The organism is Streptomyces sp. NBC_00654 (assembly GCF_026341775.1).
Classification (GTDB): Bacteria; Actinomycetota; Actinomycetes; order Streptomycetales; family Streptomycetaceae; genus Streptomyces.
The window spans coordinates 1-13,135 of the sequence record NZ_JAPEOB010000004.1 but is presented as its reverse complement, the minus strand read 5'-3'; the positions used below and the strand labels follow the sequence as shown (position 1 = coordinate 13,135).

The 13,135-nt window shown below is 67.2% G+C and carries 10 protein-coding genes and 1 pseudogene; 2 read left to right on the top strand and 9 right to left on the bottom strand.

What is annotated here, in order from left to right; genetic code table 11:
• Positions 1-41: 41 nt before the first annotated feature.
• The 3 genes from OHA98_RS38325 to OHA98_RS38315 all read right to left on the bottom strand — a co-directional run bounded on the left by OHA98_RS38325 (position 42) and on the right by OHA98_RS38315 (position 3,010).
• Positions 42-764 carry an SDR family oxidoreductase gene (locus OHA98_RS38325; protein ID WP_266932680.1) on the bottom strand — a complete coding sequence of 241 codons (723 nt, stop codon included), beginning with the start codon at positions 762-764 and terminating at the stop codon, positions 42-44.
• The gene (locus tag OHA98_RS38320) at positions 754-1,770 is read right to left on the bottom strand and encodes a methyltransferase (RefSeq protein ID WP_266932679.1); all 1,017 of its coding nucleotides are present in this window, start codon (positions 1,768-1,770) and stop codon (positions 754-756) included. Before OHA98_RS38320 ends, OHA98_RS38325 begins: the two co-directional genes overlap by 11 nt.
• Before the next feature lie 124 nt (positions 1,771-1,894).
• The gene (locus OHA98_RS38315; protein ID WP_266932677.1) at positions 1,895-3,010 is read right to left on the bottom strand and encodes a winged helix DNA-binding domain-containing protein; all 1,116 of its coding nucleotides are present in this window, start codon (positions 3,008-3,010) and stop codon (positions 1,895-1,897) included.
• A gap of 341 nt (positions 3,011-3,351) precedes the next feature.
• Here OHA98_RS38315 and OHA98_RS38310 point away from each other — a divergent pair, with 341 nt between their 5' ends.
• Both OHA98_RS38310 and OHA98_RS38305 read left to right on the top strand, forming a co-directional pair.
• The gene (locus tag OHA98_RS38310; protein WP_266932675.1) at positions 3,352-3,963 is read left to right on the top strand and encodes a S1 RNA-binding domain-containing protein; all 612 of its coding nucleotides are present in this window, start codon (positions 3,352-3,354) and stop codon (positions 3,961-3,963) included.
• A gap of 2 nt (positions 3,964-3,965) precedes the next feature.
• Positions 3,966-4,816 (top strand): annotated as a pseudogene (locus OHA98_RS38305) (IS5 family transposase); the annotation flags it as partial.
• Positions 4,817-4,945: 129 nt separating this feature from the next.
• Here the strand turns inward: OHA98_RS38305 and ltrA are convergent.
• From ltrA to OHA98_RS38275, 6 genes are all read right to left on the bottom strand, one after another.
• Entirely contained in the window at positions 4,946-6,376 is a 1,431-nt protein-coding gene (gene ltrA / locus OHA98_RS38300; protein ID WP_266932673.1) for a group II intron reverse transcriptase/maturase, read from the bottom strand.
• Positions 6,377-7,072: 696 nt separating this feature from the next.
• Positions 7,073-8,266 carry an acyltransferase gene (locus OHA98_RS38295; protein WP_266932671.1) on the bottom strand — a complete coding sequence of 398 codons (1,194 nt, stop codon included), beginning with the start codon at positions 8,264-8,266 and terminating at the stop codon, positions 7,073-7,075.
• A gap of 28 nt (positions 8,267-8,294) precedes the next feature.
• On the bottom strand, positions 8,295-9,578 hold the full coding sequence (locus tag OHA98_RS38290; protein ID WP_266932670.1) for a nucleotide disphospho-sugar-binding domain-containing protein: 1,284 nt from the start codon (positions 9,576-9,578) through the stop codon (positions 8,295-8,297).
• A gap of 53 nt (positions 9,579-9,631) precedes the next feature.
• Positions 9,632-10,651, bottom strand: a complete 1,020-nt coding sequence (locus OHA98_RS38285) for a methyltransferase (RefSeq protein WP_266932669.1) — start codon at positions 10,649-10,651, stop codon at positions 9,632-9,634.
• A gap of 58 nt (positions 10,652-10,709) precedes the next feature.
• Positions 10,710-11,933, bottom strand: coding sequence for a cytochrome P450 (locus OHA98_RS38280; protein WP_266932667.1), 1,224 nt, complete (start codon positions 11,931-11,933; stop codon positions 10,710-10,712).
• A 33-nt stretch (positions 11,934-11,966) separates the two neighbouring features.
• Complete coding sequence (locus tag OHA98_RS38275) at positions 11,967-12,986, bottom strand: methyltransferase (protein WP_266932665.1); 1,020 nt, start codon at positions 12,984-12,986, stop codon at positions 11,967-11,969.
• Positions 12,987-13,135: the final 149 nt, after the last annotated feature.

Below are 13,135 nucleotides of genomic sequence, written 5' to 3'. Positions count from 1 at the left end.
TCGGATACCTGTGCTGCTGCGACGGCGGGGCCGTCGGGCGGTCACCAGGACCGGATGCCTTCGTCCGTGACGAACCGGCCCGTGGGGCCGTCCGCGTCGAGCGTGGCGAGGCGGACCTCTATGGCGGCACCCTCCTCGGCCGTGCGCTCACCGACGCCGTCGTTGATGTCCGTTGCCACGAACCCCGGTGAGCAGGCATTCACCTTGATCGAGGTGTCTCGCAGCTCGTTGGCGTACAGCAGGGTCAGCATATTCAGCGCCGCCTTGGACACGCTGTACGCCGTGATCGCCGGCATCTCGGATCCGTCCAGCCAGGCGGGCAGCCCCATCTCGCTGGAGACGTTGACGATCCGGCCCGCCGCCGACCGGCGGAGCAGCGGAAGGACGGCGTTCGTCACCGCCGCCACACCGTGCACGTTCGTCTCGAACGTGGTCCTGAGCTGCTCGACGCTGACCTTGCTGGGGACGTTGAACGGCCACTCGATGTTAATCCCGGCGTTGTTGACGAGGATGTCCAGCCGACCGTGGCGCTCGTCGATACGGTGGGCGGCCCGCTCGATCAGGCCCGGGTCCGTCACGTCCAGATGAAGGAAGTGCGCGTCGGCCCCTTCGCCGCGCAACTGCTCCACGGTGGCTTCGCCGCGGGCCTTGTCACGGGCCCCGGCCAACACCACGGCGCCCAAGGCGCCCAGGCGCCGCGCGATTTCGAATCCGATTCCCTTGTTGGCGCCCGTGATCAGGGCGATCTTGCCGTCAGGAGCCATGAAGCACCGCTTCCACGATGCTCTGCACCGAGCCTGTCGCGATGACCCGGCCGACGGCGAACCCGGCCTCGGCGAGCAGCCGCGTGTACTCGTCGCCGGTACGTTCCTGGCCGCCCGCCATGACGTGCATGGCGAAGTCGAACGCCTTGCTCGTGTGTGGGACATCGCCCGGGGGGATTACCCGCTCGATGAGCAGCAGCCGGCTGTCCGGCTTCATAGCTCGTCGGCAGCCGCGCAGGATGGTGAGCACGTCGTGGTCGGTCCAGCCGTGCAGTACCGACTTCATCAGGTACAGGTCCCCGCCCGAGGGCAGTTCCCCGAAGATGTCGCCGCCGACGACCTCGCAGCGCTCGGCGAGTCCCACATCCCCGATGCAGTTCCGCTCCACCACGTGCGGCAGGTCGAACAGCACGCCGGTCGTCTTGGGACGAGCCTGGAGCACCGCCGCGAGCAGTGTGCCGTCCCCGCCCCCCACATCGATGATCCGGCCCGTGTCAGGGAAGTCGTACGCCTCGACGATTGTCCCCCGTTCGACCCGGCTGTGCTCCTGCATGGCCGTGTTGAACGCGGCGCCCTCCTCCGGGTTGTCCCGCAGGAACTCCCAGAACGGCTGGCCGAAGGCCTCGGTGAACGCTCCGTCGCCGGTACGCAGAGCGTGATCGGCGTGCTGAAAGGCCCGGGCTGTGATCCGCCCGGACTGGGCGATCGTGGTCCGTACCGAACGGGGGTGGTCCGACCGCAGGCACTCGCCGACCGCGGTGAGCGCGAAGCAACCGGGTGACTGCTCCGTGAACACACCGCAGCCGGCCAGGGCCCGCAGCATGCTGTGCAAGGTGCCCGGATCGGTCGCAGTGAGCCGCGAGAGTTCCTCTGCGGGCCGTGGGCCGTCCGCCAGCAGATCGGCTATGCCCAGCTCCGCGGCGAGGTGCAGCGCCCGTGCGTAGATGAAGCCGTCACCGAGCGCCAGCAGGCGCAGACTGCTGTCCTGTTCCAGAGCGCTGCTCATCCGCTGTCTCCACTCCTTCGTCATGACGGTGGGGGTAACAGCGTGCGGCAGAGCACTCAACGAGGGCTTGAGGACGGATGCACCGCAAGCGGCCGGTCCGTGGACGCGGCGGCGACCGGACGGCTCAGGCGTGCCCGCCCACGGTCACCGTGCCGATCGTGAGTTCGGGTTTGCCCTCCAGCACGGCTCCCACACGCTCGACCTGTTCGTCCAGTTCGGCGAGGTGGGCGGCGGACAGGGGTTCGAGGGGCTCCACAGTGACGTGGATCCTGCGCCCGGAGCGGCGTTGGTGCCATACCCCCGCGATGGTGCCGTCGACCAGCAGAACCGGATAGTTGCCCGCCTGCCCGGACGGGGTGAGGGCACGCTCGGCGGCGCGGCCGGGGTAGAGGTGGTTGCGTGGCTGGGAGGCCACCACGTAGGCGTCGAAGTACGGCAGCAGCCGCACGCCCCGAGGGGGGTCGGCGGGGGCCGTGATGTCGCCGGCGTTGACCCAGGCGGTGGCGCCCTCGAAGTCGACACGCTGTATCTCGCCGTCGAGGGAGCGGAAGAGGTCACTGGCCCACCCCCGGGGTGCGCTGAGCCACTGGGCGAAGTTCTGCGGGGTGGCTGGCCCGTAGGCGTGCAGGTACTGCTGGACCAGCTTGCGCTGGGCGGTGGGTCCGTCGAGCGGGCTGACGCCGCTCAGGTAGAGCAGCGGGTTGGTGTAGGTCACCTTGCGGCCACGGTTCGGGGCAAAGCACAGGACCCCTCGATGGGCGGCCAGGGTCATGGCCTGCCGCCAGCGCGGCCACTTCCCCTGGAAAGCCTCCATGACGAGGTCTCCCGCCCAGGGACCGGTGGCCTCCACCACAGCGTCGGTGAGTTCGTCGATCGTCAGCTCGGTGTTCTCCAACGACTTTCCGATGGCCGCGACGACCTGTTCCGTCTGGTCCTCGGTCATGCGGACGTCCTTGGGGAAGGGGCTGGGAGACTGCGGGATGGAGCTGAACGCACCGATCCACACGGGGAGGTCGGCGGTGGTCAGCAGATGAACTGTGCCGCGCGGACCGTACATCTTCACCATCTGCCGCCGGTCCCATAACGCGGTGCGGACATCGCTGCGGGTGGCGCCGTCGATCCGCAGCGCCACGGACAGTTCGGCAGCCGACAGCACCTGTGCGTGCGCGCCGCACAGGGCGCTGACGATCTCGGCGGGACCAGCTTGTCGCGAAGGCACGGAAAGGGAGCTTCGGTCCATGCGCCTCGCGGAGACTTCGGGCCACGACAGACCTGGAGCGTCGAAGTTCATGGAAAAGGCCCTCCGATTTTCTGATGGCTCGCAAAAGGAGCAGCGAGTTTAGCAGCGGCACAACAGCGCCCATGTCGCGGTCGGTCGTCCGTGGACGACCGACCGCGACATGGGCGGTCACCGGTCACAGCGCCTCGAAAGGCCCGTGCCCGGAACTGCTGAGACGGCGCCCGGGCGGCGCCTAGGACTTGTCCGGGCGATCAAGGTGCTGGCGGTTGAGGCATGGCGGGATTACGGACGGGGCCTCGGTTCAAGGACATGACTGGCACACGTGTGCCAGGGTTGCGGGTATGGATTGGCAATCTGGTAGCCCGGAGCTTTGGGCGTTCCTGAAGTCCCTGCACCCCGGCGACATCCTGTCCGGCACCGTCGCGGTGATCGAAGAATTCGGGGTCTTCGTGGCCTTGGACGACGGGCCTGGTCATCCCACCCTGCCCGGTGTCGGGTTCCTCGGTATCCCCGAACTGTCCTGGCGGCGCTTCGATGATCCCGCCGATGCTGTTCAGGTAGGGCAGCGTGTCGCGTGCGAGTTCATGGGGTTCGATACCCACAACGCTGAGGCCAGACTGTCTTTGAAGGCACTGGAGCCCGACCCCCTGGAGGCTTTCGCCGACCGCACAGTGGTGGGCCAGGAATTCCGCGGGACGGTTGAGAAGGTGCTTCCCATCGGTGTCCTCGTCGGCCTCGGGGATGGGATCTTCGGGCTGGTCTCCTTCAGAGAGATCGACGACCGCCCTGCGGCGAGTCCGGCAGGGCACTTCGAGGTCGGAGAGGATATTGCCGTCGTCGTCGCAGAGATCGAACTGTCAACCCGCCGGGTGTTCCTCTCCAGGCGGAGAGCGGCCAGTACGCAGGTGTCGTGCTGCCTGCGTGACGGCCGCGGTGCCCAATCGTTTAGGTGAGCATGGGGCGGGGCGATCTCACGGATGCCGAGTGGGCACGGCTGCGGCCGTTTCTGCCGGTCAGTAACGGGCGTTGTGGCAGGTGGCGGGATCATCGGCAGGTGATCGACGGGATTCTGCACCGGGTGCGGACCGGAGTGCAGTGGCGTGATCTGCCCGAGAGGTTCGGGCCGTGGAAGACCGTCTATGAACGCCACCGTCTGTGGTCGGCCGACGGGACTTGGGAGCGTCTGCTCCAGCAGGTCCAGGCCGAGGCCGACGCGGTTGGGGGGATCGACTGGGACATCTCTGTCGACTCCACCGTCGTGCGTGCGCATCAGCATGCGGCCGGCGCCCGCACCGGCCCGCCGCCGGCCCCCGCTTCAAAGGGGGCCGCGAAGGCAGAACACCAGGACGAGACGCCGTGGCAGAGTTTTCACGGCCGCTTGGTGGAGGTGGTGCGGGAGGCGAGGGCTTGGGCCGCTCGCGGGGCGGTTTCACCAGCAAAATCCACCTGAGCGCGGATGGCCGCTGCCGTCCGCTGTCCCTGGTCGTCACGCCAGGGCAGCGGGCGGACTGCACCCAGTTCAAATCGGTGCTGGAGAAGATCCGGGTCCCCCGTCTCGGGCCGGGCAGGCCCCGCAAGAAGCCGGACAGCCTTGCTGCGGACAAGGCTTACAGCAACGGCCTCGTCCGCGACTACTTGCGGCGCCGAGGCGTCCGGCACACGATCCCGGAGAAGACCGACAGCCAGGCCGCCCGCCTACGCAAAGGCTCAGGCGGCGGGCGACCGCCCGCGTTCAACGAAGAGCGGTACAAGAAACGCAACACCGTCGAGCGAGCCATCAACAAGCTCAAGCACGCCAGAGCCGTCGGTGAGGTCGACTCGGGGCGCCCTGCTGGTGTTTCCACCAGTGGGTTTCCCCGAGCCGCCTCCCGAACCCGGCGTGCCCGTCTCCGGGCACCGGGCTCTCCACAAGCCCCGATTGGGACACTCCGATTCTCATGCCGTAGTGGGCCACGGACTCTGGATCACTGTTCCTCGGTATCGGTATCTGGTCGTGCTTACCTTCGCCGGATTGAACAGTTCTCCGCCCTCGGTGGCGGGCCACCAGCCGCCGTCGCAGTAGCGGCGGCGAAGCTGCTTCCACGTAATCCCTGGGTGCTTGCGCCGGATCCACCGAATAACCCTCATCCATGCGAAGTGGCTGAGGTAGCAGAAAGCGACGTTCGACACCCCGGGGCGGAAGTACGCGCACCATCCCCGCAGCACCGAGTTCAGCTGGTGCAGTAGGGACGTCAACGGAAGACCGACATTCTGTCTTCCGGTCAGTTCCTTCACCTTGGCCGTCGCCGAGCGCACAGATTTCCGCGCCGGATAGGTGTAGATGTACTGCCGGTCAGTGCCTCGCTTCCGGTGACGCTGGACGCGCCATCCGAGGAAGTCGAAGCCCTCGTCAATGTGAGTGATCCTCGTTTTCTCGACCGACAGGCAAAGGCCCATCGGTGTCAGCGCCTCTGCGACACCCCTTCGCAGTTCCTCGGCGTGCTCCCGGCTGCCGGAGACGAGTACGAGGAAGTCGTCCGCGTACCGGACCAGCCGGTAGTTGGGTAACCCTCGGCGACGTCTCTTGCGCCGTTCCCCGGAGGTACTGCCTGGTCCTCCGGGAGCCTGGGCGATGTGTTCGTCCAGGGCCGAGAGTGCGATGTTGGCCAGCAGGGGCGAGAGAATTCCACCCTGCGGGGTTCCGGTGCGTGTGTCCGTGAAGGCGCCGTCCCGGGACATGATCCCGGACTTGAGGAACGCCTTCACCAGGAGCAACACCCGCTTGTCCCCGATCCGATTCCGCACCCGATCCATCAAAGCCGTGTGCGAGATCTCGTCGAAGCACGCCGTGATGTCGCCTTCCACCACCCATTCGTAGGAATGGCTGGCAAGGTAGTGCGTCTCGGCGATCGCGTCATGAGCCCGGCGATTCGGGCGGAATCCGTACGAGTACGGAAGGAAATCCGCTTCGAACACCGGCTCCAGCACCAGTTTCAAGGATGCCTGGACCACCCGGTCCGCCACGGTCGGAATGCCGAGACGACGGAGCTTGCCGTTCGCCTTCGGGATCATCCGTTCACGGACAGGGACCGGCTGGAAGCTACGTTCTCTCAGTTGAGTTCGCAGCGTGCCGAGGAAAGCCTCGACTCCTTGCCCGGCCTCGATGGAGCGTGCGGTCTTGCCGTCCACTCCGGCCGTGCGGGCACCCTTGTTTCCCCGGACCCGATCCCACGCCATCAACAGAAAGGCGGGGTCGGCCACGAGATTGAACAGATCGTCGAACCTGCGATGAGAATCATCGGTTGCCCAACGGTGCAGCTTGGTCTGGATCTCCAGTACCCGGCGTTCGGCCTTCATCAAGGCCCATTCCAGCTCGTCGGTATTCACCGGCGACAACCTCCTGGCATTCCAGTTTCCTTACTGCTGACTTGCTGGCTCCCTTCCCCGTGTGGCCGGCTCTCCCGGCCTCGGAGTACTACGGAGCCTCCGCCCTGCCCGACGGCCATCAGCCGGCGATGGACCTGCCCTCGACCGAACTGGAGGTCCGGCCTGGGGCGACCGTGGGCAGTTCCCACGTTCACCACGGAATCGATCGACGGGTGAGGTGCCCAGCTCTACCCCGACAGCATCGCCACGCTTACGCCGCAGGCTTTCGGCGTGGCCTCCCCGCCGATAAGTGGAGTCGGCTTCGGAGTCGACCACCAGTCAATGGCGGTCGTGCACTGCGTCCGGCCCATATCCGCCAGGTTGGAGCCGGTGTCGTAATTACGGGGCGTCAAGCACTGATTCCTCGCGTGCACCTTCCCATCTCACTTGCCGGACCCGGGCTGTCTGGCAGTGCCAGCCCGTCCCGACGTTGTCGGGGCTGCTTACCGCTCGACTCGGCATCCCCCGAGCCGAACTGCCCCCAGCTTCAGCCGGATTGCTGCGACAAACTGGCGGTGAAGGTCTCTCACCTCACTCGATTCCACGGCGCCTCGTGGCGCACCCACTCGATACGACAAGCGCGGCTACGTCTTCCTCGGCACCGCCACCGCAGCAGCCCTCGTCATCTGGCTCCGCACGTGATCGCCCGGACAAGTCCTAGATGGTGGGGGCCGGCCGCTCCGTGGCGGGTTCCTCCAGGCGCGGAGGAACCTTCCCGGGCGCCCGGCGACTGAAGCGCCGCATGGCCGGGGCCTCCACGAACGTGTACAGCAGCCACGCCAGGACCAGGCTGATCACCAGCGTCAGGATCCCGTACCCCAGCGCCTCGGGGACGCTCACCTGCTTCGCCCAGTTTTCCGGGTGGACGGCACCGATCGGTCCGTAACACACGACGAGGTAGTGCACCAGATACAGGCTGAACGAGATCTCGCCGAGGCGGACCATGGGCCGGCTGCCCAGCACCCTGCCCCGGTCAAGCGCGTCAGCCTTGGCGAGGGCGGCGATCAGCAGGGCGATGGGGAGCGCGGTCGCCGCCACCCGGTCGTACATGCCGGGCAGGTGCGACCCGCCGACGAAGGCCCCCGCTGCCAGGAGCAGAGCCGGCCCGCGCCCGAGGGGGATCCGGCGCCGATACAGAACGATCAGTGCCATCAGGACACCGAGGACGAACTCGAGCATGCGGGTGACGGGGAAGTAGTAGGTGAACCACACCTCCCACCACGGCTCGTTCGTCAACGGCATCCGCGGCTGTCCGGGCAACAGCCGGGCCAACAGCGGAACCAGGGCGATCACGACGGCCACGCCCACCACCCACCGCCACAGGTGCTGCGGCCGGATGCCCCGCGTCAGCCGAAGCAGCAGGGGGAACGACAGATAGAACAGCAACTCGCAGGCGAGGGACCAACTCGGCGCGTTGGCACCGTAGTTGATGACCGCCTCCTGGTCGGGGATCCAGCTCTGCACGAGGAAGACCGTCGGTACCGTGTTGACGGCAGTGATTGCCACACTCGCGGACAGCATCAGCAACAGCGCGGCCGCCAGGGTGACGAGGTGGTTCGGGAAGATCTTCACGAGACGCCTGCGCCAGAAACGCCCCGGGGGGGCGTCCGGCCTGCTCACCCAGGTGAGGATGAAACCGCTCAGCACGAAGAAGAAGGACACGCCGACGTTTCCCGCGGCGTCGAAGTAACGCTGATAGTCGGCCGCCCGTGTGTTTCCGAGCCGGGGAATCAAGGAGACGCCCACATGACAGACCAGCACCATGCAGGCGGCGAGGAACCTGGCACCGGTGAGAGAGGGTAACCGTGACCGCTCGCTCGCGGTCGACGACGTGCTCGGTGACGCTGTCATGATGCCTCCTTTGCGTCCAGTACGGCAGTCAGATGCGGTGACCCTGGCGAAGCGACGACACGAGTCCCTCTAGCACGGGCACGATGTCGTTGGGGCTCGGCACGGCAAGCCAGTCGCGGCGCAACTGCTCTGCGGCGTCTTGGAACGAGGGCTCCGTCAGTACCCGCACCAGGTTCTTCCGCATCTCGTCCGCAGCCGTCCCCGGGCCGACGGTCAGGCCGGCTCCGTAGTCGTGCACATAGCGCGCGTTGCCCGCGTACGCCGCCGTCGCGTCCGCCACCACGAACTGGGGCACTCCGTGCGCGACCGCCGCCGTGAGCGTGCCGATGCCGCCGTGGTGGACGATCGCCGAGCAGGTCGGCAGCAGCAGGCCGAGTGGCAGATAGCTGACCGTGCGTACGTTGTCCGGCACCGGCCTGCCCGCCAGTTGCAACGCGTCGAAGGTCGCGACCACGTCGACATCCAGACCGGACACTACGTCGAGTAGATCCGCGACCAGGCCGCGGTCGTTGTCGTACGCGCGCTGTGTCGTGCCCAGTGACACTGCCAGCCGCGGTCGGCCGGTCGGCGTGTGCAGCCACGCAGGGACGACATCAGGCCCCCCGTAGGGGATGCGGCGGACCGGAACCCTGCGGCACGGAGCCCGCAGTTGCATGTCCGGCAGCATCGGGTCGACGGTGAACTGGCCGAGTAGCAGTTCGTCGTCGACCGTGACGCCGTACCGCTCGGCGCACGGCCGCACCAGCTCCGTCACGGGATCGGCCAGGCCGGCCGTCCTCAGCGCCTCCCGGCCCTGGGCGGTCCTGTGGGCAGCCCAACCGACGAAGTCGTGCCCCCACAGCACCCGTGCGTGTGCCGCGCCGCAGTCCCGCGCCGCCACCGCCCCGGACGGCCAGTTCGGATCCCAGAGCACCAGGTCCGGACGCCAGTGACGTGCCTTGGAGACCAGGGCGTCCACACCTGCCCAGCACTCCTCCGGGGCGCCGTCCTCCGGGTGGAAGATCCGCGAGGACGCGTAGGTGTAGGTGCTGAAGGTCGCCCACACATGGTCCTCCGGCGACAGGGAGAGCGCCTCGGTGAGACGCCTTCGTTGTTCCTCGGAGGGGAGGAAGTCGCCCACCGCCGACGGCGAGGGCATCGTCTCCGGGTTGCCGAGCGTGACCGCGTCGAACCCGGCCGCTGTGATGACACTGGCCAGATCGGGGTGCGAGGCGACGCAGACCTCGTGTCCCGCGCCCTGCAGCGCCCAGGCCAGTGGGAGTGCGGGATAGAGGTGGGCCGGCAGGGGCCACACGACGATCATGACGCGCATTTGGGGTCTCCTCCGGTCGGACGCGAGGCCGCTGACGGGCCGACGGGTTTTGTTCAGGCGGGGACGCACTCGACGATGGACATCAGGGAGGGGGTCTGCAGGATCCGGGTGACGGTGAAGCGCCCCTTGGTGAGGATGTCCTCGAACTCCGCCTGGGTCCGCTCCTTGCCGTCCACCACCGCGAGCATGGACACATCGATGGTTTTGCTGGCGTGGGGTTGGTTGCCGGGCGGGATGACGGGGTCGACGACGAGGAGTTTGCTGTTGTCGTGGACAGCTTCGCGGACGGACTTGAGGATGCGCAGGCAGTCGGTGTCGCTCCAGTCGTGGAGGACGGATTTGAGGATGTAGTAGTCGGCTCCGGTGGGGACGCTGTCGAAGAAGTCGCCGGTTGCGACGTTCCAGCGGCCGGTGGTGTCGGGGGTGTCGAGTTGGTGTTCGGCGATGACGGACTGTTGGTCGTAGAGGGTGCCGGTGGTGTGGGGGTGGGTGGTGAGGATTTCGCGCAGGAGGCTGCCGGTGCCGCCGCCGATGTCGATGATCCTGGCGCCGTGGGGGAAGTCGTAGCTGGTGGCGATGTGTTCGTTCCACAGCCGGGAGAACCCTGCTGCGCCGGCGTTGAAGACGGAGGCTGTTTCGGGGACGGTCTGGAGGTGGGCGAAGAAGCCGGTGCCGAATATGTCGTCGAACACGGTGTGCCCGGTCCGTACCGTGTCGTACATGCGGGCAAACGGCTTCCAGAACAGGTCTTCGCCGAGCATGAGGAAGGGGTCGTGCAGGGAGCCGGGTATGTCGGTGCGCAGCAGTTCGGCCATGGGGGTGAGGGCGAAGCGGCCGTGTTCGTCCTCGCGGAATACCTCGCGGGTGGCGAGGTAGCGCAGGACGCGGTGCAGGTGAGGGCCGTGCAGGCCGGTCTTCTCGCCCAGCTCGGCCGCGGTGCGGGGGCCCTGGGAGAGGTGGTCGGCGATGCCCGCCTTCGTCACTGTGTAGAGACAGGCGGTGTACAGATAGCCGTTCATGTGTTCCGACAGCTGCGCGCTCAGCTCGCTGGTATCGCGCGGGGCGGACGTCATCGCGTACCTCCGGAAGATGGCGAAAGCGGGGGATGGACGGGTACAGGTGATCAGAAGGTCACGAACCGGTATGGTCCGCGGAGCGCACACGGACCGGGAGGTGGGGCAGGCCGCGCATCATCGCGCTTGGGTACCAGGTCAGTGAGGAGGGATCGGCATCGAGGGCCAGGTCCGGGCAGCGTTCCAGCAGAGACCGGACGGCAGTCCTTGCCTCCAGTCTGGCCAGAGGGGCGCCGAAACAAGCGTGAACGCCGTGCCCGAAGGCCAGATGGTTGGCCGCTCCGCGCCGGATGTCGAAGTGGTCCGGGTCCGGAAAGCGGCTCGGATCGCGGTTGGCGGGAGTGTTCCCGATTAGAACGAGTTCGCCCCCGCCGGGGATGGTTGTGCCGCCGATCTGGACGGGCTCGGTGGTGAAGCGGTGCAGTGAGGTTCCGGTCGGCCCGCTGTGCCGCAGCATCTCCTCGACGGTTCCGTCCAGGAGCGAGAAGTCGGCGCGCAGCGCGCTCAGTTGATCCGGATGCCGGAGCAGCGCAAGCATGCCGTTGGAGAGGAGGCCTGTGGTGGTCTCATGCCCGGCGACGAGGAGCAGCACGGCAAGACCTACCATCTCGGTGTCGGACAGGGAGTCTTCGTCCTCCTCGCGCTGGCGGACGAGCCCGCTGAGCAGGTCGTCGCTCGGGTTCGCGCGCTTGTCCTCCAGCAGTGCCGTCAGATAGCCGTCCAGTTCGGCGAGGGCCGCCTCCGCCTCGGCCCCGTTCCACTGTTTGGTCACCTGGGTGGTCCAGCGATGGAACTTGTCACGGTCGCTGAACGGAACTCCGAGCAACTCGCAGATGATCGCTGCGGGCAGGGGGAACGCGAAGTCCTGGACGAGGTCGGCACGGCCGTCTGGGCGGGCGAGCATCGCCTCGATCAGCTCGTTGGTGACCTCCTGCACTCGGGGCCCGAGCGCCTGGACACGCCGGGGAGTGAACTCCTTCACCACCAGCTTGCGCAGCCTCGTGTGCCGGGGCGGATCGGAGATCAGCATGTGAGGACTGGACCACGGGTCGTCGTCCGTGTCCGCCGCACCCGGCGAATTGCGCCAGTCGTTCGACAGACGTGGGTCGGACAGTGATGCCCTGGCTTCCTCGTATCCCACGACGAGCCAGGCAGTGAAACCTTCCGGCAGCAGCACCCGGTGCACGGGTCCCCGCCTGCGCAGATCCGCATACGTCGGGTGCGGGTCGCGCGCGAAGTCCGGTCCCAGCGCGGCCAGATCGACGATTGCCTCTTCACTCATCCCAGGGATCTCTTTCCGTCTCGGAGCACGCGTTCAGGCGGGGACGCACTCGACGATGGACATCAGGGAGGGGGTCTGCAGGATCCGGGTGACGGTGAAACCGCCCTTGCCCAGGACGTCCTCGAACTCCGCCTGGGTCCGCTCCTTGCCGTCGTGAATGACCATCATCATTGCGTCGATGGTTTTGCTGGCGTGGGGTTGGTTGCCGGGCGGGATGACGGGGTCGACGACGAGGAGTTTGCTGTTGTCGTGGACAGCTTCGCGGACGGACTTGAGGATGCGCAGGCAGTCGGTGTCGCTCCAGTCGTGGAGGACGGATTTGAGGATGTAGTAGTCGGCTCCGGTGGGGACGCTGTCGAAGAAGTCGCCGGTTGCGACGTTCCAGCGGCCGGTGGTGTCGGGGGTGTCGAGTTGGTGTTCGGCGATGACGGACTGTTGGTCGTAGAGGGTGCCGGTGGTGTGGGGGTGGGTGGTGAGGATTTCGCGCAGGAGGCTGCCGGTGCCGCCGCCGATGTCGATGATCCTGGCGCCGTGGGGGAAGTCGTAGCTGGTGGCGATGTGTTCGTTCCACAGCCGGGAGAACCCTGCTGCGCCGGCGTTGAAGACGGAGGCTGTTTCGGGGACGGTCTGGAGGTGGGCGAAGAAGCCGGTGCCGAATATGTCGTCGAACACGGTGTGCCCGGTCCGTACCGTGTCGTACATGCGGGCGAGTGGCTTCCAGTACAGGTCTTCGCCGAGCATGAGGAAGGGGTCGTGCAGGGAGCCGGGTATGTCGGTGCGCAGCAGTTCGGCCATGGGGGTGAGGGCGAAGCGGCCGTGTTCGTCCTCGCGGAATACCTCGCGGGTGGCGAGGTAGCGCAGGACGCGGTGCAGGTGAGGGCCGTGCAGGCCGGTCTTCTCGCCCAGCTCGGCCGCGGTGCGGGGGCCCTGGGAGAGGTGGTCGGCGATGCCCGCCTTCGTCACTGTGTAGAGACAGGCGGTGTACAGATAGCCGTTCATGTGTTCCGACAGCTGCGCGCTCAGCTCGCTGGTATCGCGCGGGGCGGACGTCATCGCGTACCTCCGGAAGGTCACAGAAGTCCCGTGGGCGGGCACTCGGTACGGCCTCACCCTGGCCGAGCCGGCATGAGCGGGGGCACAGTACGCCTCGCACGACGCATGAACGCAGCGAACGGTGTACCGCCGCGATGCTGCCAGTAGCC

Excerpts from the sequence above, each read along its gene's own strand:
- OHA98_RS38325 (WP_266932680.1), bottom strand. The coding sequence starts at position 764 with ATGGCTCCTGACGGCAAGATCGCCCTGATCACGGGCGCCAACAAGGGA.
- OHA98_RS38320 (WP_266932679.1), bottom strand. The coding sequence starts at position 1,770 with ATGAGCAGCGCTCTGGAACAGGACAGCAGTCTGCGCCTGCTGGCGCTC.
- OHA98_RS38315 (WP_266932677.1), bottom strand. The coding sequence starts at position 3,010 with ATGGACCGAAGCTCCCTTTCCGTGCCTTCGCGACAAGCTGGTCCCGCC.
- OHA98_RS38310 (WP_266932675.1), top strand. The coding sequence starts at position 3,352 with ATGGATTGGCAATCTGGTAGCCCGGAGCTTTGGGCGTTCCTGAAGTCC.
- OHA98_RS38295 (WP_266932671.1), bottom strand. The coding sequence starts at position 8,266 with ATGACAGCGTCACCGAGCACGTCGTCGACCGCGAGCGAGCGGTCACGG.
- OHA98_RS38290 (WP_266932670.1), bottom strand. The coding sequence starts at position 9,578 with ATGCGCGTCATGATCGTCGTGTGGCCCCTGCCGGCCCACCTCTATCCC.
- OHA98_RS38285 (WP_266932669.1), bottom strand. The coding sequence starts at position 10,651 with ATGACGTCCGCCCCGCGCGATACCAGCGAGCTGAGCGCGCAGCTGTCG.
- OHA98_RS38280 (WP_266932667.1), bottom strand. The coding sequence starts at position 11,933 with ATGAGTGAAGAGGCAATCGTCGATCTGGCCGCGCTGGGACCGGACTTC.
- OHA98_RS38275 (WP_266932665.1), bottom strand. The coding sequence starts at position 12,986 with ATGACGTCCGCCCCGCGCGATACCAGCGAGCTGAGCGCGCAGCTGTCG.